Raw genomic sequence first — 21,301 nt, 5'->3', positions numbered from 1 at the left:
TGTTATTTTATACTATACTTATATATAGTATCATCATATAGTTTCTTATATCTTATTCTTTGAATGTCTAACTCTAGTTTTTCTCCTGTTCCTTTAAATTCAATAGTTCTAGTATGTTTTATTGCTACTTTATCTTCTTCTTGAGTTTCGTCATATTCCACTATCTTTTCATAGCTTCCAGTAAGAGTTTTTTCTACTCCTATCTTTTCTCCATCTATATTTAAAAATACTTTAGACAAAGTTAGATCTTCATCTGTAGTTATATTTACATGGGTATTGCCTTCTGATTCATATACTTTATTAATAATTATCTCCTGGCCTAATACTTCAATATGTTTATTTATATCACCCTTAGTAAGATCTATTTTTTCTTTAGCCTCATGATTCCCTCCGAAAGAATTTAGTTTTATCTCGATTTCTTTTGCATCTTCAGGTAGAGCATCAAAAGATATATCAAATTTACTTCCCTTAATATCTGTACCTATACTAGAAGATATCATTGGAATCTCTTTTCCATTTACAATTAATGATAATCCTATGTCTTCAAACATAAATCTTTCGCCTTTTATCTCTTCAATAACTAAGTCCTTTATATCCTGTATTTTCCCTTTTATAACTGTAGATATTGGAGATGCTATCAAAGATTCAATTCTTATCTGTTTCTGATCAACCTCTATATCTTTATTAATATTTATTTTCAAAGTATGACCCATAGCCTTATTCCTATCTAATCTAAAATTTATCTCTCCTATTTCACCACTATCACTTGAATGTATCTTTAGTCTCATATTTCTTTTTAAAAACATAGGCTTATCATAGGTCATGACCCAATTTATCTCTGTATTGTCCTGATTTATTAAGCCACTACCGCCTCCAGCATAAGTCTTTCCAAATCTATCTTCCATATTTATTCTCACATCTATATCTTTTGTATCACCTAATTCATTTTTAATTGTATAAAAAGCTACTAGATTATTATCATCTAACATAACCCCATCTAAAATAACTTCCACTCCATTTTTAAGTATATAGGATTTATCTATAATCTGCCCCTTCTCTAGTTTATTTAACTCCTTTAATGTACCACTCATAACATTTTCATATCCAATCAACTGTTTTCCATAATAAGCCAATGTATCTACATTGTATCCTATGATTAATACTGCAATAATTAATGCAGCAACCTTCCCTCTAATATTAATTCTCCTTTTTCGATTGGGTATATTATTTAGGCTATTTCTCAGTTTAGTTTCCATTTCTTCTGGTATGTCTAATTTATCTAATTCATTTTTCTTATCATTTAATAACCTTTCCAAATTATCCATTTAAATAGTCCCCTCCCATCAATTCTTTTAAATTCTTCATTCCAATACTTATTCTGGATTTTACTGTACCAAGGGGAATCTTTAGTATTTCTCCTATGGTTTTGTAATCTAAGTCTAGGAAGTATTTTAATTTAATTACTTCACTATGTTTTAAACTCAAACTAGATAGATATTTTTCTAATAATATTTTGTCTTCACAGTTTTCATTTGATTCATAGATTACTTCTTCTTCTATGCCTTCTAAAGAAATAACCTTTTTCCTTTTTCTCAATAAGTTTTTACAACAGTTAACCAATATTGTCTTACTCCAGCTATAGAAAACTTCTTCTTTTTTGAGCTTATGTATATTTTCATATAGAATTACTATCATATCCTGAATTGCATCTAAGGCATCATCTTCATTTTTCATGTATACATATGCTAATTTATAATAATCTATATTTTGAGCCATTACCAATTGAAGTAATGCTTCCTTATCTCCTTTTTTTGCTTGTTTAATTAGAAGTTTTACTTCCACCATATCACCTCTCTCTATATAAGAGTATTCTATCACTAAAAAAGTTCATAAAAAAAGATTACTAAGATATTTAATATCTTAGTAATCTTTTTGTGTAGATTTTTATAAATAGAGTTACGATTCTAAAATATCCTTAACTTCTAATTCTGATTTCCTTATCCTATTTTCTAGTTCCTTCAAATTATGATTTAAATCTGTAATTATTCCTTCTATTTTTCTCATAGTCTCATTTACATTATCTAAAGAATCATTTATCTTTGATTGTACAAACCAATCTGCAAATATTCCATCGAGGAAAAAATCTGCAAAGGAAGCAAAGGAAGATAAGTTTACTTCAATATCCGTAAATTCATTTACATCTGATAATTCCTTCTTAAAAGATCTTAATTGCTCTTGAACATCTTTTGCCATATTATTTGCATCATCTATTGCTGAATGCTTTCCTATATTAGAAATAAGTCCTCCTCCAAGCATATCCCAAACACCCCAATTTTGTGCACTTTGAAGTTTTTCTCTTACCCTTTTTAGAGAATTTAATGTTTCCTCACCAGCATCGATAGCTTCTTTTACTTCTTTTATATCCACTTTGAGTTCGTCCATATTTATAAGTTGATTTTTTAATTGAATTCCCTGTCTTCCCCCTTCTTCTATTATTAAATTTTCTTTTTCTTTTATTATTTCTTCATATCTTCTATTTACTTCATCATTATTTATTAATTTTCTATTTATATCATCTAACTCTTTTTCTAATTCATAAATTTTACTAGTGAAATCCTCATATTTAAGCTTTGCTACAAGATATTCCTCTTTTTCTTTGTCAAGCTTTTCTTCCTTGTCTCCTAGTAATGTTGAAAATATAGAAGAAATACTCCAATTTTCAAGTTTTTCAATATCCTTTCTTTCCTTATCTACAATCTGTTTTAATTCTTGTTTTTGTATTTTCTTTTTAGAAAGTTCTTCTTCTTTTGCTTGCTTTAAAGATTCAAACTTTTTATTTTGTCTTAATTTTTCTTTTAATTCTAATATTTCTTGATTTATATATGTAAGCATATTCCCCTCCTAAAAAATTTAAATATTTTTCTCTTATTGTTTATTATTTAAATATTTTTGTAGACCTTCCTATTAATGTTATTATACTCTACAATATTGTAATATTCAAAATATTATATGAATAAATTCTACTAACTTACTTATATATAAAAAACATATAAATCTTATTGAAAAACCTACTACCTTGTAGTACAATATAGTTGACTATTATGTACTGCAAGGTAGGTGATAATATGATTGATAAGTCTCAATTAATGCGTGGGACTCTTGAGGGATGCATAGTTAAAATAATAAGCATAGAAGAAACATACGGATATGAAATAGTAACAAGATTACAAGACTTTGGGTTTTATGATGTTAAAGAAGGTTCAACTTATCCTATTTTAGTACGACTTGAAAAAAGAAAAATAATATCATCTGTCTATAAAGAATCTCCACTTGGTCCAAAGAGGAAATATTATTTTCTCACTGATATTGGCAAAGAATTTTTAAGAGAATTTGAATTTGCATGGAATGATGTAAAGATAGCTGTTGACAAAGTATTGAAGGAGGATTGAAAATATGTTTGAAAATGAGGTAACCTTATTAAAAAAAGAAAATGAAAAGCAGTCAAATCAATTAAATCAAGATGACAATAAAGTTATTAAGGATATTATGAAAGGCATGAGTATGTTTAAGGTTAATTCTTATGATTCACAAGTAATTAGAAGAGACTTGATAGGAATGGCACAAGAATTAAATTTGAGAGATTCAAATTTAGAAGAATCCATAGGAAATAATGTAAAACATTTTACTAATGAAATTATAAATAATAGTAGTGGACCATGTAAAATAGAAATCTTTTTAAACTTTTTATCTAAGCTATCCGGATATTTCTTTATTTGGTTTGCTGGATTAGCATATGGGGCTTATGGTGGATTATCATGGAATGTAAACCCAAAGTTGTATATTTTTTATGTTGGTGCAGTATTAATTATGTTTGTAACCGAAGGGATAGTAACCCCATTATTTAGTACAGAAAAAGGATTTAAGAAGAAATTGCCTTCTTTTATTTTAATATTCTTATTTTTGATACTATCAATTACTATATATCCTATAGATAATAACCAGTATACAAGTACAATAGATGTTAAATATGTACTCTCAATATCAGGATTAGTGTATTTAATTTCAAAATATTTTAATACAAAAAATATTTATAGATTGTCCAAAAATAAACAGAACTATATAGAAGACTTAAAATAATGTATTTAATTTAAATAATAACTCTAAAAATAAATCGATGAACATAATATAAATGCTCATCGATTTTGTAATTATTTATGTCATAGTTTACAAGTGATATTTATCAACCTTTGCCATTAATGACTCTATACTTACTTAAATAATACTTAACTGGATATGTAAAACTAAACCATAGTAAAATTAAAGAAATTGGTGTTCCTATTATCCAATTTATGATATATAGAAATTCAAAAATAATGTCATTATAATTCCAAATAAAACAGCATACATTATCATTTCAAATTGAAATTTAAAGAAAGACTTTTTTATCAAATATTCTTTTTTAAAGTATACCTGTCCTTCAATGTTATCCATAAAGGGTGATGCTGATGAAATATGGGTATAGACAAACATTAAACTAACAAAAAAGAAAAATTGTCTAATAATTATAAGATTTTTTATAGCACCATATAATGGTAATAAAACTATAGACATTAAAACACCTCTTATAATTTGTGCAAGTAAAAAATACTTCTCAACATGTTTTCTTTCTTTTGGGTCTGCCATATCATTTAAAAAATCACATAGCCTTTTTTTACTATCATAAATATCTTTACTAAATTTTAATGCAATAACACCAGCAACAGTATATGAAACAATATGAGCAATAGTAAATAATAAAATAAACTTTATATATATCATTGTATTCCCCCTTACTATCTCCGCACATTTATATCTATCATATTACATCATAAAGTGAACAAAGTTTCCTATCCCTTTTGTTCACTTCTTCGTTCATTTTATTTCTTCTTTCTAGCCAAAGATAATCCACCAAAGCCACTTATGATGGCCATATAAAACCCGAAATCATACCAAAATCCAGTATTAACAGGTTCATAAATGCTGATAGATTTATTAAATATTGATAATACTAAAGATATAGGAGCTATCCAGCCATGCCATATCCCTGAAAATAGTCCTGCAGGATCATTTAGTGAGTAACTGCCATCTCCTGGTATACATCCTACTAATACAAATAACATAAGAAAAATTAAAGCTGATAATTTTAATCTCTTAGATACTCTATTTTTCATCAAATCACCCTCTATTTAATATTTTTTATAAGTATACCCTAAATAAAGTAATATACTAATAATTAAATTTATCTTTTTTTGCATCTTCCATCTCATAATAATCATCTAGATCTTGTGCTGCTTTTTCCAGTCGTTTATTTAAATTCTCTTTATAGATATCACTGTATAAAAATTCATTCACATCAAAAATATCCCTATCCTCATATGATTTCTTATCTTCAGTCCTTGGTTCTTCTAAGGAAAAATCTATTGCATAAAACGGGATATTTTTTCTATCAAAAATACCTTTTATATCTAGTAATATCTCACTTGCCCTATTTGAATTTATTTCTTTGTCTTCTACATATAATACTATATGACCTGATGTTTTAGCTAGTTCTTTTATATCATAGTTTTTATCGATTTCTAATGCTTCTAGACTTAATCCATAAATAGGACCAAATGGTTCAGGAGATTCTTTTTCTCTTAATTTAAGAATTCCATAGTCTATATCACTTTCATATGGAAAGTCATCATATCCAAACACATTTTCTACCATGTCTCTATATTCTTTATTAATTCTCTTCCAAGTATTAAATTTACCTGATACATCTCCTTCATAGCTATCCCAAAGGACTTCTCCCCTTGCAGATATATCTAGTGAAAAATGTGTGTCTATGCTGGTAGGTGAATTTACATTGATATAGTAATTCCCATTTTTAAAGTTATATGTTGCATCTCCCACCTCAAGCCCCATATTTAAATAGTTTTCTTCAATATACTCTTTTGCACTCCTATTTGCTAAAAATTTTGAAATAGGATTTCCAAATAGTCCATTTACAAACCATAGTATTCCTCCTATTAATATAAATGCTATTATTCTTAAAGCAATTTTAGTTGATTTTTTCATTTTTTCCCTCCTTTTATAGTATTAATGCCATAAAATAAATATTTCTTATTATATATTCTATCACAATTTTAAAAGCTGCTCGTCAAAAACAAGCAGCTCAAGATTATTTTTATATACATTTAGAATGGTCCATATCCTATATTTATTGCAGTAAATATAAATACTATTTGTAATACTACAAATATCAAAAATAAGGGTAAAAACCATTTATAGTATTTGTTTAAAGGAATTTTACCTATAGTGCATGCTATTAGTACAAAGCTTGTAGGCCATAAAAGGTTTGAATATCCATCACCAAATTGGAATATAAGTACTGCAATTTGTCTATTCATACCTATTAAATCTGCTAAAGGTACCATTATAGGCATTGTTGTAGCTGCTTGCCCACTACCTGATGGTATAAAGAAATTTAATACAGTTTGTAATATTAGCATTCCTATTCCACTGGCATAAAGACTTAACTGATTTAAAAAATTGGAGGCACTATGAATTATAGTATCTAGGATATTTCCTTTGCTTATTACAACTAATATCCCTCTTGCAAGGCCTACAGTTAGAGCAGGCAATACCGCTTTAGATAATCCATTTACAAATTCATTTGCAAACTTATTTGGATTCCATTTATTTACAATTGCAGTAAATACAGCTATTCCCAAAAATACAGCAGAGACTTCATTTATATACCATCCAAGTGTAAGTAGTCCATATACCATAACTCCTATTCCTATAAATAATACTGCTAGGGATGCCTTTCTCTTTGGAGTAAATGTAGTACTCATTCGTTCATCATTCATTGAAAACTCACTAAAGTCTAAATCTTTAACTAAGCTCTTTGTAGGGTCTTTTTTGACTCTATTTCCATACCAAAGTACATAAGCTATAGATATACCTGTCATTATTACTAATACTATAATTCTAAGAGTTAAGCCTGAAAATAGAGGTAGTTCTGCAATCCCTTGAGCTACTCCTACTGAAAATGGATTTACAGTAGCTGAAGCAAATCCTACTCCTACTGGTAAATAGGATATCCCAAGTCCTACTAGAGGATCATATCCTAGAGCAATACTTAGAGTTATAAATATTGGTATAAAAGCTATTATCTCTTCATAGGATAATGTTCCTGTGGAAGCCCATATAGATAGCAGTATCATTATTAAACTTATGGTAAAAGTTGCAGTTTTAGGGCTATTTTGAGTTTTTCTTACCATCTGGGCAATACTTGCATCCATTGTGCCAGTTCTTTCTACTACAAACAAGGTAGCATATGCTATAAATATTAACATAGAGATACCTGCAGCCTGTATAAGACCTTCTACCATGGATAGGAGCATCTTAAAAGGATCAACTGGTGTTTTATCTATATATGTAAAAGAATTAGGATCTATTACTTCCCTCCCAGTTGCTTCATTTACTACTCTTTCATAGCTTCCTGCTGGAACTATAAAGGTTAAAATAGTCGCTACTATAATAACTACAAATAATAATACAAACATATGTGGGAATTCTCGTTTTTTTTCTTTAATTTTTTCTGACATATTTACATCCCCTTTATTTTAATTTTCTAAGAAATTCAAAGCTAAATTAACATGCATTTTTGCTCCTATAATAAGACTATCCTCGTCAAAGTCGAACTTTGGATGATGCATCATATTTACAAGGCCTTTTTCTTCATTTCTTGCACCTAGCCACATATATGCTCCAGGTATATTTTGGACATAGTATGCAAAATCCTCTGCTCCCATGGTTGCTTTTTCTATTAAAAGTACATTTTCTTTACCTAGAACTTCTTCCCCCACTTTTAATGAAAACTCCGACATACTATCATCATTTATTAGTGGTGGTAGACCGTCAATGATATTTAGTTTATAGTCTCCACCTGATATACTTGTTATGTTTTTTACAATATTTTTTATTTTTTCTTTAATATCTTTTCTCAATTCATCATTAAAAGTTCTAATTGTTCCAGAAATCTTACAATTATCTGCTATAACATTATTTGCCATTCCCCCATGTATACTTCCTACAGATACTACTAGAGGCTCTAATGGGTCTATTTGTCTACTTGTCATGTATTGAATCTCTGTTATTACTTTAGCTGCCATGGCTATTGGATCTACGGCCTTATGTGGACTACCTGCATGACCTCCTTTTCCAATTAATATAATTTCAAATACATCGGTTGAGGCCATTGCACCTCCAAACTTTACTCCCAAAGTTCCTGTTGGCTCTTCTGTAGTTAAATGCATTCCAAAAATAGCATCCACATTATCAAGAGCCCCTTCTTCTATCATAGGCTTTGCTCCACCTGGTGATGGTCCTTCTTCTGCAGGTTGAAATATGAATTTTATATTTCCTTTGATTTTATCTTTGTGTTCACTTAAAATTTTTGCTGCACCTAGGAGCATTGCAGTGTGACCATCATGACCACAGGCATGCATTTTATTCTCTATTTGTGATTTATACTCCACTTCATTTTCTTCATTTATAGGAAGGGCATCCATATCCGCCCTAAGAGCTACAGTTTTTTCTCCAGTTCCCTCTATTATTGCTACTATACCTGTACTTTTTTCATCAGTTAATATTTTGATTCCCCAAGATTTAAGTAGTTCAGTAACTTTTTTAGAGGTCCTCTGTAAATCAAATCCTACCTCTGGATGTTTATGAAAGTCTCTTCTCCATTCAATTATCTCTTCTTTTATCTCTCCTACATCTTTTATAATTAAATCAAAATTTTTTATCAATTTACTTCCTCCCTTATAAATAAAAATATCCCTTCATCTCTATTAAGAGACGAAGGGATATTCGCGGTACCACTCTAATTGAAATAATAAATTATTTCCACTCTAATTTTTAACGGTCTTCAACCGACAATCTTCATGGGTCCTTTTCAATAGGCACTGTTTGTTAGACTCACACTCTACTCTAACTCGCTGAAAACTTCGCCTATTTACTCTTCCAATCACAAGATCTAATATTTAATTATTGAAATCTTTGAGTATTTCCTGTAAATTTGGATTTCCTATTTCCTGTAAACTATATCCTACTCTTACTATTTCCTTATCAGTATCCAAAATTCTAGTGATATCTATAGGTGTACCTGATACTACTACATCGCAATCCACACTATTTATAACTTTTTCTAACTCTTTTGTCTGCTTATCTCCATATCCCATAGCTGGTAATATGGTCTCTAAATGATTATACTTCTCATAGGTTTCTTTAATAGTTCCTATGGCATAAGGCTTTGCATCTACAATTTCCTTAGCTCCATATTTTTTAGCTGCAACCATTCCTGCACCATATTTCATTCCACCATGAGTTAATGTAGGACCATCTTCTATCACTAAAACTTTTTTGCCCTTTATCTTTTCACCATTTTCAACAGATATAGGAGAAGCTGCTTCTATTATCTTTGCATCTTTATTGTATTTTTCTATATTTTCTCTTACCTTATCCACGTCTTTTTTATCTGCTGAGTCTATTTTGTTTATAATTACTACATCTGCCATCTTTAAATTTGTTTCCCCTGGATGATATGCAATTTCATGACCAGCTCTTAGTGGATCCACTAAGACTATATTTAAATCGGATTTATAAAATGGAAAGTCATTATTGCCACCATCCCAAAGTATTACATCTGCTTCTTTTTCTGCTTCTCTTAAAATTACTTCATAGTCTACACCAGAATAAACTATAATATCATTATCTATATGTGGCTCGTATTCTTCTCTTTCCTCTATTGTACATTTATGTTTATCTAAATCTTTATAAGTGGCAAATCTTTGACAAATTTGTTCCTTGAGATCTCCGTAAGGCATAGGATGACGAATTGCTACTACTTTTTTTCCCATATCCTTTAAAATCTGAGATACCTTTCTTGTTGTTTGGCTTTTTCCTACTCCAGTTCTAACTGCACAAACTGATATAATAGGTTTGTTAGATTTGATACTTGTATTTTCAGACCCCATTAGTCTAAAATCTGCCCCTGCTGCCAATACAGTTGAAGCTTTATGCATTACATCTTTGTGAAGAATGTCACTATATGCAAATATGACTTGTTTAACTTCTTTTTCTTTTATTAATTTTTCTAGATCTTCTTCTGAATATATGGAAATTCCTTCTGGATAGAGATTTCCTGCCAATTCTGTTGGGTATTTTCTTCCATCTATATTTGGTATCTGTGTAGCTGTAAATCCTACTACATTATAAGTTTCATTATCTCTAAAATAAGTATTGAATACATGAAAATCTCTACCTGCTGCTCCCATAATAAGTATATTTATCTTTTCCATAACTTTTCCTCCTAATTTTAGGTAAAATAAAAACCCCTCGTCTCTATTAAGAGACGAAGGGATATTCGCGGTACCACTCTAATTGAAATAATAAATTATTTCCACTCTAATTTTTAACGGCCTTTAACCGACAATCTTCATGGGTCCTTTTCAATAAGTTCTGTTTGTTAGACTCACACTCTACTCTAACTCGCTGGAAACTTCTCCTATTTACTCTTCCAATCACAAGATTTAATATTTGTTTTTTAGTTTTATATAAAATTTTATATAGTATATTATATTCCAAATTTGAATTATTAATGATTATATATCAAACTTTTTCAAATTGCAAGAACAATTTTTAATATTTTAAATTATTCCTCTTATCTCTTTTAAATCTTTTATTCCCTCTTTTTTCATAAACTCTTCTATTCCCTTTAGTATATCTAGAGAAATATCTGGTTTTATAAAGTTAGCGCTTCCTATTTGTATAGCCCATGCTCCAGCCATTATAAATTCTATGGCATCTTGCCAAGTGCTTATACCTCCCATGCCTAATATAGGTACATCTACTACATCTTTTACTTCTTTTACCATTCTAAGAGCTATTGGTTTAATACAAGGACCTGATAAGCCTGCAGTTGTATTATTAAATATTGGTTTTCTATTTATTATATCTATGGCTAAAGCATTAAAAGTATTCACTAGAGATAATCCATCTGCTCCCGCTTTTACACAAGAATATGCCATCTCCTTGATATTTTCAGCATTTGGAGATAGTTTTACAATCATAGGTTTTTTACAGACTTCTTTAGCCTTTTTTACTATTTCTTCTGCTGAATCACATTTTATACCAAATGCCATACCCCCTTCTTTCACATTGGGGCAAGATATATTTAACTCAATAATATCCACAGAAGTTGAATTTAATAGTTCTATTCCTTCTAAATATTCATCAATAGTACTTCCACCTAAATTAGCAAGTATTACAGTATCTTTTTTTTCTAAAAAGGGTAGCTCCTCTTTTATGAATCCTTCTACACCAGGATTTTGAAGTCCTATACTATTCATAAGCCCTGAAGGAGTTTCATATATTCTTATTCCCTTATTTCCATCTCTTCTATTTAGAGTCAAACCTTTAGTGGAAATCCCACCTAAATCTTCTATATTAAAATATTCTTCAAACTCTCTCCCAAATCCAAAGGTACCAGAGGCAGCAATTACTGGATTTTTAAATTCCACTCCACATATATTTACTTTATTCATATAACTATCTCCTCTCCCTTGAATACTGGTCCCTCTTTACAAACTCTTTCCATTCCATTTATTGTTTCAATTGTACAACCTAGACAAGCTCCTATACCACACGCCATACGACTTTCCATAGATACATATACAGGAACTTTTCCCCTACACATATTTACTACAACATTCATCATAGGAGTAGGACCACAAGTATACACTAAATCATAATCTAGTGGGTTAAAAATTTGAGTTATAAAACCTTTATGCCCTTCCGACCCATCTTCTGTAGATATAAATCTATTATCTGTATATGGTTCAAATTGATCTAAAAAATATACATTATTTCTAAATCCGCTATAAATATCTACATTTGCATCTAGATTTTTGGATAAATACAACATGGGGGCTATTCCTATTCCTCCAGATATTAGAGCTATCTTCTTCTTCTCTTCTAAATCAAAGCTATTTCCCAATGGCCCTAAAAGTGAAAGTTTGTCTCCCTTTTTAAGCTTTGAAATTATATGAGTACCTCTACCTCTTACTTCGTAAAGGAGTTTTAATCTTCCATTGTCTAAGTCTGCAATGCTTATTGGTCTGGGCAAAAATGGATCTAATCCATTCCAACCCCTAAGCATATAAAACTGACCTGGCTTACCTTCAAATTCTCCTTCTAATATTATTTCATATATATTTGGACTTATTTCTTTATTTTCGCAAATGATTCCATCTGTATAACCTTGTTTCATCATATTCCTCTCCTTTTTCACATTATTCTTCTAAAGAATATATCTGATCACAATATTCACATTTATAAGTTCCATCTTCTTCATCAATTAATACAAATTTGTGGGTAATAGCTCTCTCGTTTGAGGTTATACATCTAGGATTTTTACATTCCATAATTCCCTCTACCCTATCTGGTAGGGAAAGATTTATCTTTTGAGAAATATTTTCATCTTCTATTATATTTACTGTCATATTTGCATCTATAAATCCTAACATAGTAAGATCTATATCTATTTCATTTTCAATTTTTATTATATCTTTACGACCATATTTTTGGCTTACTGCATTCATTATAAGTGCCACAGTAAAGTCTGCCTTATCTAATTTTAAGTATTTAAATATTATAATTCCATATCCTGGTTTAATATGATCAATTACTATTCCTCTTTCAATACTGTTTATATTCAACATTATCTAACCCCCAATAATTTAGCTATAAGCGCCATTCTAACAAACATACCATATTTAGCTTGTCTAAAGTACCAAGCACGGGGATCTTCATCTACTTCCATGCTTATTTCATTTACCCTTGGTAGAGGATGTAGTATTATTAAATCTTCTTTGGCATAAACTAATTTTTCATTATTTAATATATAACTATCTTTAAGTCTTACATAGTCTGCCTCGTTGAAAAATCTTTCTTTCTGTACTCTAGTCATATAAAGTACATCAAGTTCATCTATAACTTCTTCTAATCTTTCAACTTCAATATATTCAATACTATTTTTATTTAATATTTCTGTTTTTATATATTCTGGGATTTGTAGCTCCTCCGGAGAAATAAGTATGAATTTTATATTTTCATATCTGGACATTGCTTTTATAAGAGAATGAACAGTACGACCAAATTTTAAATCTCCACATAAGCCTATGGTCATATCTGACAATTTGTTTTTAGCTATTTTTATAGTTAAAAGATCTGTAAGTGTCTGTGTCGGATGCTGATGTCCTCCGTCTCCTGCATTGATTAATGGTACTTCACAGTAATTCGAGCTATACTTGGGAGCCCCTTCCTTTGGATGTCTCATGGTAATAATATCTGTATAGTTTGCAACAGTCCTTATAGTATCTGCAAGGGATTCTCCTTTAGATACGGAGCTAGATCCTGCCTCTGAAAACCCTACTACTTCTCCACCGAGTCTATACATTGCACTTTCAAAACTAAGTCTAGTTCTGGTGCTAGGTTCAAAAAACAAACTTCCTAAAATTTTTCCTTTGCATAAATTAATATATTCCTCTGGCTTTTCTATTATTTCCTCTGCAAATTGAAATATCTCTTCTAATTCTTCAATGCTAAAGTCTTTTGGGTCTATTAAATGTCTTCCTTTTAACATGTTCTTTCCTCCTTAGTCTTTAGACCTTTAAGGAATAGCTCTAAAAAAAATGCCTTCCATAAAGGAAGGCATAAGTATGCTAGGTAATTTATATGCTATCCTTACTAATCTCACAGGATTAGTTTAAAGGTATATATTTTTTTATAATGATATCATATATTTTTTTAAAAGTCTACAATTGTTTTTTAAATAATTTATAGTTTTTTAGTATAAATTGTCTTATAAGATAATTTCCCACTTACCTGTTCAGACTGCATTAAATCTATCTGATATACTGGAATTGAAATTTTTTCTTTTTCTTCCAATAATAAATTAACATCAGAATTCTTGTTTATTTTTATATTTCTACCAATTGTTAAATGAGGAGTATATTTTCTTTTATCCAATTGAAAGTCATCCTTTAACATATTATAAATTTGAGACTTTATATCTAACAGTTCTTTATTCTCCTCTAATCCTATCCAATATATATCTCCATTCCTACCTTTAAAACTACCTATTTTATCTAATCTTAAAGAAATGTGAGAAACCGAAACCTTATCCATTGCAGTTTTTATCTTTTCCACATCTAATTCATCTATTTCTCCTAAAAACTCTATTGTAAGATGAATATGTTCTTTTTTTATAAATCTTCCTTCTAGACTATATTTTTTAAAATCATTTATTATATTTACTATTTTATTTTTTATTTCCTCATTAAAGTTTATTCCAATAAATAATCTCATTAGTATCACCTCTTTTTTTATTTTATTATATTTTTACCTAATATCCTAAATATATAATAAATATCCAAAGTATAGAGATAATATACTTATGGAGGGATATAATGATTTTCTTAAGAACTACCTTAGCATTTTTAAGCTTACTTATTTTAACTAGACTTCTTGGTAAAAAACAGATGAGTCAAATGACATTTTTCCACTATGTCACAGGTATTACTATTGGATCATTGGCTGCAGATATAATATCTACCAGTGAGAGTTCAGTTTTTGAGAAAATGTTAAGTTTAATACTATGGTGTGCCTTAACTGCATGTTTAGCATATATTACCTTAAAATTTGAAAAGCTGAAAGTATTAATTGATGGACAACCAGTTATTCTTATTCGAAAAGGAGTATTTGAAAAAGATTCTATGAAAAAAACTAGAATAAGTTTAGAAGATCTTTCTATAATGCTTAGAGAACAAAATATATTTTCTGTCTTGGAAGTAGATTATGCTATTCTAGAGCCAAATGGCAAACTCAGTGTCCTAAAAAAAGAATCCTATTTGAATCCAAACAAAGCTGATATGGATATACCCATCCTACAACCTAAATATTTACCTTCACAAATAATAAGAGATTCCCATTTAGTTTATGAAAATCTAAAAGAACTAGGTCTAAGTACTGAGTGGTTAAATACACAGTTAAAATCACAAAACATAAATAATATAGATCAAGTATTTTATGCTGAAATTCAAAATGATGGATCCCTTTATATTGTTAAAAATTAATTCACTCGCCCAATATGGAGCTTATCTATGATCACATTGCCATATTTATTCCCATTTTTATCTCTTATATTAAAATATTCCTCTTTATAACTTATGCCATTAGTTGAACCTTGGCTGGACCAATATTTAAATCCAATTATCTTTCCCTCTTGTCTTATCCAATTTATAAATATAGCCGTATGTCCTGTATTATTTTCCCTTGAAAAATCCATGAAATCTCCAGGTCTGAGTTCTTCTAAACTATATATTCTATTTCCTAATCCATATTTTTCAATAGCTACAGCAAGATTACTCTCTGATTTATCTCCCATTGCCACAAACCAAGTGAGTGCAAAGTCAAATAATTGATCTTTGCTCATACCATTAAAGTTATCCATAGATAATCCTAAATCCTTGTTTCTCTTCTGCATTGCCTTAAAGAATACTTCAAAAGTAATCCCAGTACAATTACTTGCCCTATCTCCACTAGGATTAGCCTTTAATAATATTTCTCCTTTATAATATAGATCTTCTGTTACTCCATTATAGTTTTTAAAATCATTATTTAATAAATATGGGTATTTTCCAGCTCCTAAAGAATAAGTTTTTATTACATCTAAAACATATTTATTAAAATTTGGAATAGAGTCTTGGTTATCTTGTGTATTTACTGCTAATGTAGCATCTTTTTCATCTATAATATTATTTTTTTCATTAACTGACTTTTGAGTTTCATTATTATGTACTACTTCTTGTTTGTTTGGATCTAAATTTTCTTTAATTTCTTGTATTTCATTGAAATCTTTAATTTTTGCCATAGCTTGTCCAGTTGAAACTACTATTTCATTTACACCCTCTATTGCTAGAGCATCTCTTATATCTTCTCTTTGTAAGATATATTCATAATGATTATCTTCACCTGAAAACAAAACAAAGCTTATAATTCCTAATCCAGTAAGTACTATACATCCAGTTCTTTTTATGTCCATATTCATCTCCTTATAATTAGATATTTTTGATAAGTCTAATTATACTAAAAGTATGTCCATGTTTTCATTAGCAAAATATGGAGATGTATTTTATTAAAACTCAAATAAAAACTTAAATTTAAATTGATTTTATAATTTATAGAACAAATAAAGCCTATGAAATAGTAAATCAAGCTACTATATATTTAGTAAGCATATAGCAGCTTGATTTTTTTCATTATCTATGAATTTGAAACTTAATTTACAATCTTATAATACACCCTAGCCGTCCATCTATATACAATTCCATAAGATATTGCAAATACTAGTATTACAATCCCTGTAAAGCTTAAAAATAATTTCGTATTAGTTAGATTTAGTACGGCAAGTATTTTACTTACCAGCGGAAATGCTACCATAATATGGATAATAGCTGTTATTAAGGGCAAGAAAAACACTATAAGTGTCTGACTTTTAATTGTCTTCTTCACTTCACTCTTGCTCATTCCAACTTTTTGAAGTATATCAAATCTGTCTCTATCATCATATCCTTCAGATATTTGTTTATAGTATATAATTAATACAGTAGTCACCATAAATAAAGTACCTAGGAATATACCTATAAAAAACAAACTTCCATATATGGATAAAAAGCTTTGTCTTGATGTATATCTATCTTCTACTACTGCTACCCTTTCTATTGATTCATTTAATTTACTTCTTAAGGTAGAACCAAAACTGATTTTGTTTTCTAATTGTCCTTCAATATCAAATTTATAGTTATAGTATATAAAGTTTTCTCTATCTTCATTGTCTACTTCTTTTATCATAGATATTAGAGAAGTCATTTCTTCAATATCAGATACTACTATATTTAGTGTATTATATACAGGATTTGATGAAAATTTTATTGCTTCTAGTTCTTCCTTTACCTTATATTCTTTTCCAAAAATTCCTATACTTTCATAGTTAAATGAAGTGTCCTCACTATTAAGTAGTACTTCATCCTTATCTAATTTTATATTAGATTCATGTGTTTTATTATAATCATCTAAAGTATATATATTAATATCATAAACATCTTCTAAGGATATATTTTCATGTTCCTTTACTAAATTATTGTCCTTTAAATATGCCAAAAATCCCATACTGTAATATTTTAATGAATCCTTCGTTTTTAAATCTTTATCCTGTGCATGCTCTCCTATTACTTTGTCTATTTCTTTTAAATTCTGACCCTCATATACAAAACTTGTAATTACTTCTCTAGGATATCTTGTTTTCATTACATCTTCCATTCCCACATATAGTGAGATTGTTGTAGAAATAGTAAGTAATACTGCTGTACTAAGTATAGCTATATTAGCAAGACCTACTGCATTTTGTTTCATTCTATAAATCATATTGGAAACTGAAATAAAATTATTTTTCTTATAATAAAAATTCTTATTTTTTCTAAGTAGTTTTATAACTATTATGCTTACTGAAGTGAATATAAAGTATGTTCCTGCCCCTACTAATAAAACTGCTATAAAAAATATGCTTATTGCAGTTAAAGGGTTTTCTATGGTCAGTGCTAAATAATATCCAGCTCCAAGGGATAATAATCCTATTAATCCTAAAAACCAATTTGATTTAGGTTCCCTTTCCCCTTTCTTTCCTCCTGTAATCAATTCAATAGGATTTATTCTATGAATTTTAATTACATTGAATATAATTACTACAATAAAAATTAATGCAAAGAGTATAATTGTAATTCCCATTGAAGTCCAAGATATATCTAAGGGAATAGATGTATCTAAGTTTAAAATATTTAATAAAACTGCAAACATTAATTTACTAAATATTACACCTACTACTATTCCAGATAATATTGAAAAAACTCCTGAATATATAATTTCATAAAAAACTACTTTTCCTATATGTTTCTTTTCCATTCCTAATACACTATATAAGCCCAGTTCCTTTGTCCTTCTCTTTAATAGAAAACTATTAGTATAAAATATAAATAATACAGAAAATATTCCTATGATAATTACCCCAAAGAACAATATACTTTTCATAGAAGCATCTCCATAAAAATCAGCATATCCAACTCTATTGGCTATGGTTAATAGCATATAAAACATAGAAACTATAACTATTGATGATAATATATAGGGAAAATAAGTATTTTTATTCTTTCTTATATTATTTCTCCCAAGTTTGGAATATAAGTTTTTATTCATCTTTTTTCCCCCCTGATGCTAAAAGAGTTAATGTATGAGATATTTTTTCAAACATTTCTTCATTTGATAATTCACCTTTATATATTTGATGGAATATCTCGCCATCTTTTATAAACAATACTCTACTGGCATGACTTGCAGCCTTTGTACTATGTGTTACCATTAAAATAGTCTGGCCTTTTTTGTTAATCTGAGAAAATATGTCTAATAATTGCCCTGAAGATTTAGAATCTAATGCTCCCGTAGGCTCATCTGCTAATATGATCTCCGGATTTGTAATAAGTGCCCTTGCCACTGCCGTCCTTTGCTTTTGACCTCCTGAAACTTCATAGGGAAATTTGCTTAATAATTCATCTATGCCAAGATCTCTAGCTATTGGAGTAAGTCTATTTTTCATATCCTTATATTCTTTTCCAGACAAAACTAAGGGTAAGAAAATATTATCTTCCAAAGAAAAAGTATCTAACAGATTAAAGTCTTGAAATACAAAACCTAAATGTTCTCGTCTAAAGGATGCAAGCTGACTTTCTTTCATGGTTAAAACTTTTTTTCCTCTTAAAAGCATCTCTCCACTAGTAGGCTTATCTAGGGAAGCTAATATATTTAACAATGTAGTTTTTCCTGAGCCTGATTCCCCCATAATTGCAACATATTCCCCTTCTTCTACTGAAAAAGAAATATCCGATAAAGCTTCTACTTGATTACCACCAAATCTTGTAGTATATATTTTCTTTAAGTTTTTTACTGTTAATATTTCCATTTTTATTCCTCCAACTTTTTTAGTATATACTAAGTATAATAAAAAAAGAAATGCTTTGCCTTAACTTTGGCTTACATTTCTTTTTCTAACCTTACTTTCTTGTAAGTTATGTTATTCTATTTCTAATTCAGTAGAAGATAAGTCTATTTTAACCTTAGTTCCTTTGCCTACTTTAGATGAAATATTAATCCTATGACCTAATTTATCTAAGACATTTTTACAAAGATATAAGCCTATGCCTGTGGACTTTTTGTTCATCCTTCCATTATATCCTGTAAACCCCCTTTCAAAAATCCTGGGAACATCTTCCTGACTAATTCCTATACCTGTATCTTTTATAACTAATGTTTTTTCTTTTTCCATAAATATACTTATTTCTCCCTTAAAAGTATATTTTAGGGAATTAGAAAGAATTTGTTTTAATACAAATAATAGCCATTTTTCATCACTTATCACCTTGGTATCCATTTCTTCTAGATTTAACTTTATTTTTTTATATATAAAAATCTTAGCATAGGACTTTATAGATTTTCTTACTATATCTAAAAGACAATATTCTTCTAATTTCAAATCCGAGGTCATACTCTCTAGTCTAAGATACTGTAAAGCCATGTCTACATACTCTTCTATTTCAAAAAGTTGATTTGATAATTCTTCTTTAATATTATCTTCCTCAGATTGTAATAGTAAATTAGCTGCAGATAGAGGAGTTTTTATTTGATGTGTCCATAGAGTAAAATATTCTATAACCTCTGTACTTTGCTTATCTAAAATTGAAATTAATTCTATTTTATCCCTATACAAAGTAGTTATTAAATCTTGATAATCTATTTCTTCTAATGTTTTAGGCACTGGTAGATTAGAAAGGGTTGCTGTAATATTGTGTTTAATATGTAATAAAGCCTTATGCTTTTCATAGTATTTATAAAAGTCATATATAAAAAGTATAAAAGTAAAAAATCCACACAATAAAGTAGCATAGAGTATCGTCTCCAAGGGTAGTGAATAAAGATAAAAAACTATAGAAAAAATCAATGCAAATCCTATGTAAATCCATATAGATACAAATTTTTCTTTTAAATAATAAATTAAAATTCTTCTTTTATCTTCCATTTATTTCACCAAATATCCTAGACCTTTTTTTGTTATAATAAAATCATAAATACCTATGTCTTCTAACTTTTTCCTAAGCCTTGTCACATTTACAGTTAATGTATTGTCATCAATAAAGCTATCACTTTCCCACAACCTAGTCATAATATCATTTCTAGATACTACTTTTCCTGGATTTTCCATAAGTATTTGCAAAATTTTAAAGTCATTTTTTGTCAATTCTATTTTTTTATTTTCATAAGTAATACAAATATCATTTAAATTTAATACTACGCCATTTCTTTCTAATACATGTACTTGTCCTTGAAATGAGTAAGTCCTTCTTATTAAAGCATTTACCTTTGCAACTAAAACACTTAAATCAAATGGTTTAACAATAAAATCATCGCCCCCAATATCCATTGCCATGACTATATTCATATTGTCACTGGCAGAAGAAACAAATATGATAGGTACCTTTGAGATTTTCCTTATTTCACTACACCAATGATAACCATTGTAAAAAGGCAAAGATATATCTAAAAGCACTAGTTGAGGATCAAAATCTGTAAATTCTTCAATTACATTTCTAAAATCTTCAATATACTTTACTTTATAGTCCCACTTACTTAGATACTTGGCAATAGATTTTGCTATAACCATATCATCTTCTACAATTAAAACTTTATACAATTTGTTCACCTACTTATCCTTATTTTATTTGATAATATTATATCCATAATTACTACTAAACAACTACTCTTATTATATATAATCTTTTGAAAGCATACCATCCCCCTAATAAATTAATATTGAAAATTACTATTAAATTTTCATTTGATTATTATACTAATTGCTGTTATTATATGAGTGTTAACATAATATTTGAGAAATGTTATGTTGAGTTAATAAGTAAAAAAACTATCAAATAGATTTTTAAAACAAGGTGGTAAATATAATGATATTTAAATGTTTGTACAATATTTGATTTGAAAAATTTAAGAGCCGTGTGCTTAATTGCAAAATACAAGTATGCATATAACTAAA

General features: G+C 28.7%; 22 protein-coding genes and 2 other annotated features. Of the genes, 3 read left to right on the top strand and 19 right to left on the bottom strand.

Annotation, left to right across the window (positions count from 1 at the left end):
- Window positions 1–2: 2 nt before the first annotated feature.
- From AC4PG3_RS05360 to AC4PG3_RS05350, 3 genes are all read right to left on the bottom strand, one after another.
- Window positions 3–1,325: a DUF4179 domain-containing protein gene (locus AC4PG3_RS05360; protein ID WP_492198033.1), complete on the bottom strand. Its 1,323-nt coding sequence runs from the start codon at window positions 1,323–1,325 to the stop codon at window positions 3–5.
- Window positions 1,318–1,845 (bottom strand): RNA polymerase sigma factor, encoded by a 528-nt coding sequence (locus AC4PG3_RS05355; protein WP_492198032.1) that lies wholly within the window; start codon window positions 1,843–1,845, stop codon window positions 1,318–1,320. Before AC4PG3_RS05355 ends, AC4PG3_RS05360 begins: the two co-directional genes overlap by 8 nt.
- Window positions 1,846–1,956: 111 nt before the next feature.
- Window positions 1,957–2,892 carry a hypothetical protein gene (locus tag AC4PG3_RS05350; RefSeq protein WP_492198031.1) on the bottom strand — a complete coding sequence of 312 codons (936 nt, stop codon included), beginning with the start codon at window positions 2,890–2,892 and terminating at the stop codon, window positions 1,957–1,959.
- Window positions 2,893–3,125: 233 nt separating this feature from the next.
- Between AC4PG3_RS05350 and AC4PG3_RS05345 the strand changes: the two genes are divergently transcribed.
- Both AC4PG3_RS05345 and AC4PG3_RS05340 read left to right on the top strand, forming a co-directional pair.
- A complete protein-coding gene (locus AC4PG3_RS05345) occupies window positions 3,126–3,449 on the top strand; it encodes a PadR family transcriptional regulator (protein ID WP_492198030.1) in 324 nt (107 codons plus the stop codon).
- Between the two features lie 4 nt (window positions 3,450–3,453).
- Window positions 3,454–4,137, top strand: a complete 684-nt coding sequence (locus AC4PG3_RS05340; protein WP_492198029.1) for a hypothetical protein — start codon at window positions 3,454–3,456, stop codon at window positions 4,135–4,137.
- Between the two features lie 210 nt (window positions 4,138–4,347).
- Here AC4PG3_RS05340 and AC4PG3_RS05335 read toward each other — a convergent pair whose 3' ends face one another.
- The 11 genes from AC4PG3_RS05335 to thpR form a co-directional block, all read right to left on the bottom strand.
- Window positions 4,348–4,818 (bottom strand): hypothetical protein, encoded by a 471-nt coding sequence (locus AC4PG3_RS05335; RefSeq protein ID WP_492198028.1) that lies wholly within the window; start codon window positions 4,816–4,818, stop codon window positions 4,348–4,350.
- Window positions 4,819–4,916: 98 nt separating this feature from the next.
- Complete coding sequence (locus AC4PG3_RS05330) at window positions 4,917–5,210, bottom strand: hypothetical protein (protein ID WP_492198027.1); 294 nt, start codon at window positions 5,208–5,210, stop codon at window positions 4,917–4,919.
- 55 nt (window positions 5,211–5,265) lie between these two features.
- Window positions 5,266–6,099, bottom strand: coding sequence for a YfjL-like protein (locus AC4PG3_RS05325; protein ID WP_492198026.1), 834 nt, complete (start codon window positions 6,097–6,099; stop codon window positions 5,266–5,268).
- Window positions 6,100–6,218: 119 nt separating this feature from the next.
- Window positions 6,219–7,634: a YfcC family protein gene (locus tag AC4PG3_RS05320; protein WP_492198025.1), complete on the bottom strand. Its 1,416-nt coding sequence runs from the start codon at window positions 7,632–7,634 to the stop codon at window positions 6,219–6,221.
- Between the two features lie 18 nt (window positions 7,635–7,652).
- Window positions 7,653–8,840: a M20 metallopeptidase family protein gene (locus AC4PG3_RS05315; protein ID WP_492198024.1), complete on the bottom strand. Its 1,188-nt coding sequence runs from the start codon at window positions 8,838–8,840 to the stop codon at window positions 7,653–7,655.
- Window positions 8,841–8,882: 42 nt separating this feature from the next.
- Window positions 8,883–9,071 (bottom strand) — a binding site (T-box leader).
- A 3-nt stretch (window positions 9,072–9,074) separates the two neighbouring features.
- Complete coding sequence (locus AC4PG3_RS05310; RefSeq protein WP_492198023.1) at window positions 9,075–10,391, bottom strand: cyclic 2,3-diphosphoglycerate synthase; 1,317 nt, start codon at window positions 10,389–10,391, stop codon at window positions 9,075–9,077.
- A gap of 46 nt (window positions 10,392–10,437) precedes the next feature.
- Window positions 10,438–10,626: a binding site (T-box leader), on the bottom strand.
- A 113-nt stretch (window positions 10,627–10,739) separates the two neighbouring features.
- Complete coding sequence (locus AC4PG3_RS05305) at window positions 10,740–11,636, bottom strand: dihydroorotate dehydrogenase (RefSeq protein WP_492198022.1); 897 nt, start codon at window positions 11,634–11,636, stop codon at window positions 10,740–10,742.
- Complete coding sequence (locus AC4PG3_RS05300) at window positions 11,633–12,361, bottom strand: dihydroorotate dehydrogenase electron transfer subunit (RefSeq protein ID WP_492198021.1); 729 nt, start codon at window positions 12,359–12,361, stop codon at window positions 11,633–11,635. Before AC4PG3_RS05300 ends, AC4PG3_RS05305 begins: the two co-directional genes overlap by 4 nt.
- A gap of 22 nt (window positions 12,362–12,383) precedes the next feature.
- On the bottom strand, window positions 12,384–12,812 hold the full coding sequence (locus tag AC4PG3_RS05295; RefSeq protein WP_492198020.1) for an aspartate carbamoyltransferase regulatory subunit: 429 nt from the start codon (window positions 12,810–12,812) through the stop codon (window positions 12,384–12,386).
- The gene (pyrB, locus tag AC4PG3_RS05290; protein ID WP_492198019.1) at window positions 12,812–13,735 is read right to left on the bottom strand and encodes an aspartate carbamoyltransferase; all 924 of its coding nucleotides are present in this window, start codon (window positions 13,733–13,735) and stop codon (window positions 12,812–12,814) included. Before pyrB ends, AC4PG3_RS05295 begins: the two co-directional genes overlap by 1 nt.
- 194 nt (window positions 13,736–13,929) lie before the next feature.
- Window positions 13,930–14,460, bottom strand: coding sequence for an RNA 2',3'-cyclic phosphodiesterase (thpR, locus tag AC4PG3_RS05285; protein ID WP_492198018.1), 531 nt, complete (start codon window positions 14,458–14,460; stop codon window positions 13,930–13,932).
- 101 nt (window positions 14,461–14,561) lie between these two features.
- Here thpR and AC4PG3_RS05280 point away from each other — a divergent pair, with 101 nt between their 5' ends.
- Window positions 14,562–15,227 (top strand): YetF domain-containing protein, encoded by a 666-nt coding sequence (locus AC4PG3_RS05280; protein WP_492198017.1) that lies wholly within the window; start codon window positions 14,562–14,564, stop codon window positions 15,225–15,227.
- Here AC4PG3_RS05280 and AC4PG3_RS05275 read toward each other — a convergent pair.
- The 5 genes from AC4PG3_RS05275 to AC4PG3_RS05255 form a co-directional block, all read right to left on the bottom strand.
- Window positions 15,224–16,195 carry a hypothetical protein gene (locus AC4PG3_RS05275; RefSeq protein ID WP_492198016.1) on the bottom strand — a complete coding sequence of 324 codons (972 nt, stop codon included), beginning with the start codon at window positions 16,193–16,195 and terminating at the stop codon, window positions 15,224–15,226. The two genes, AC4PG3_RS05280 and AC4PG3_RS05275, sit on opposite strands and share 4 nt — an antisense overlap.
- A 236-nt stretch (window positions 16,196–16,431) precedes the next feature.
- Window positions 16,432–18,402: an ABC transporter permease gene (locus AC4PG3_RS05270; protein WP_492198015.1), complete on the bottom strand. Its 1,971-nt coding sequence runs from the start codon at window positions 18,400–18,402 to the stop codon at window positions 16,432–16,434.
- Window positions 18,395–19,162, bottom strand: a complete 768-nt coding sequence (locus AC4PG3_RS05265; RefSeq protein ID WP_492198014.1) for an ABC transporter ATP-binding protein — start codon at window positions 19,160–19,162, stop codon at window positions 18,395–18,397. Before AC4PG3_RS05265 ends, AC4PG3_RS05270 begins: the two co-directional genes overlap by 8 nt.
- Before the next feature lie 111 nt (window positions 19,163–19,273).
- Window positions 19,274–20,275, bottom strand: a complete 1,002-nt coding sequence (locus AC4PG3_RS05260) for a sensor histidine kinase (RefSeq protein ID WP_492198013.1) — start codon at window positions 20,273–20,275, stop codon at window positions 19,274–19,276.
- Entirely contained in the window at window positions 20,276–20,956 is a 681-nt protein-coding gene (locus AC4PG3_RS05255; protein WP_492198012.1) for a response regulator transcription factor, read from the bottom strand.
- Between the last annotated feature and the right edge of the window lie 345 nt (window positions 20,957–21,301).

The organism is Tissierella sp. QWL-11 (assembly GCF_058683765.1).
The sequence above is the reverse complement of the archived record's forward strand: the minus strand, read 5'-3'. Positions and strand labels throughout refer to the sequence as shown.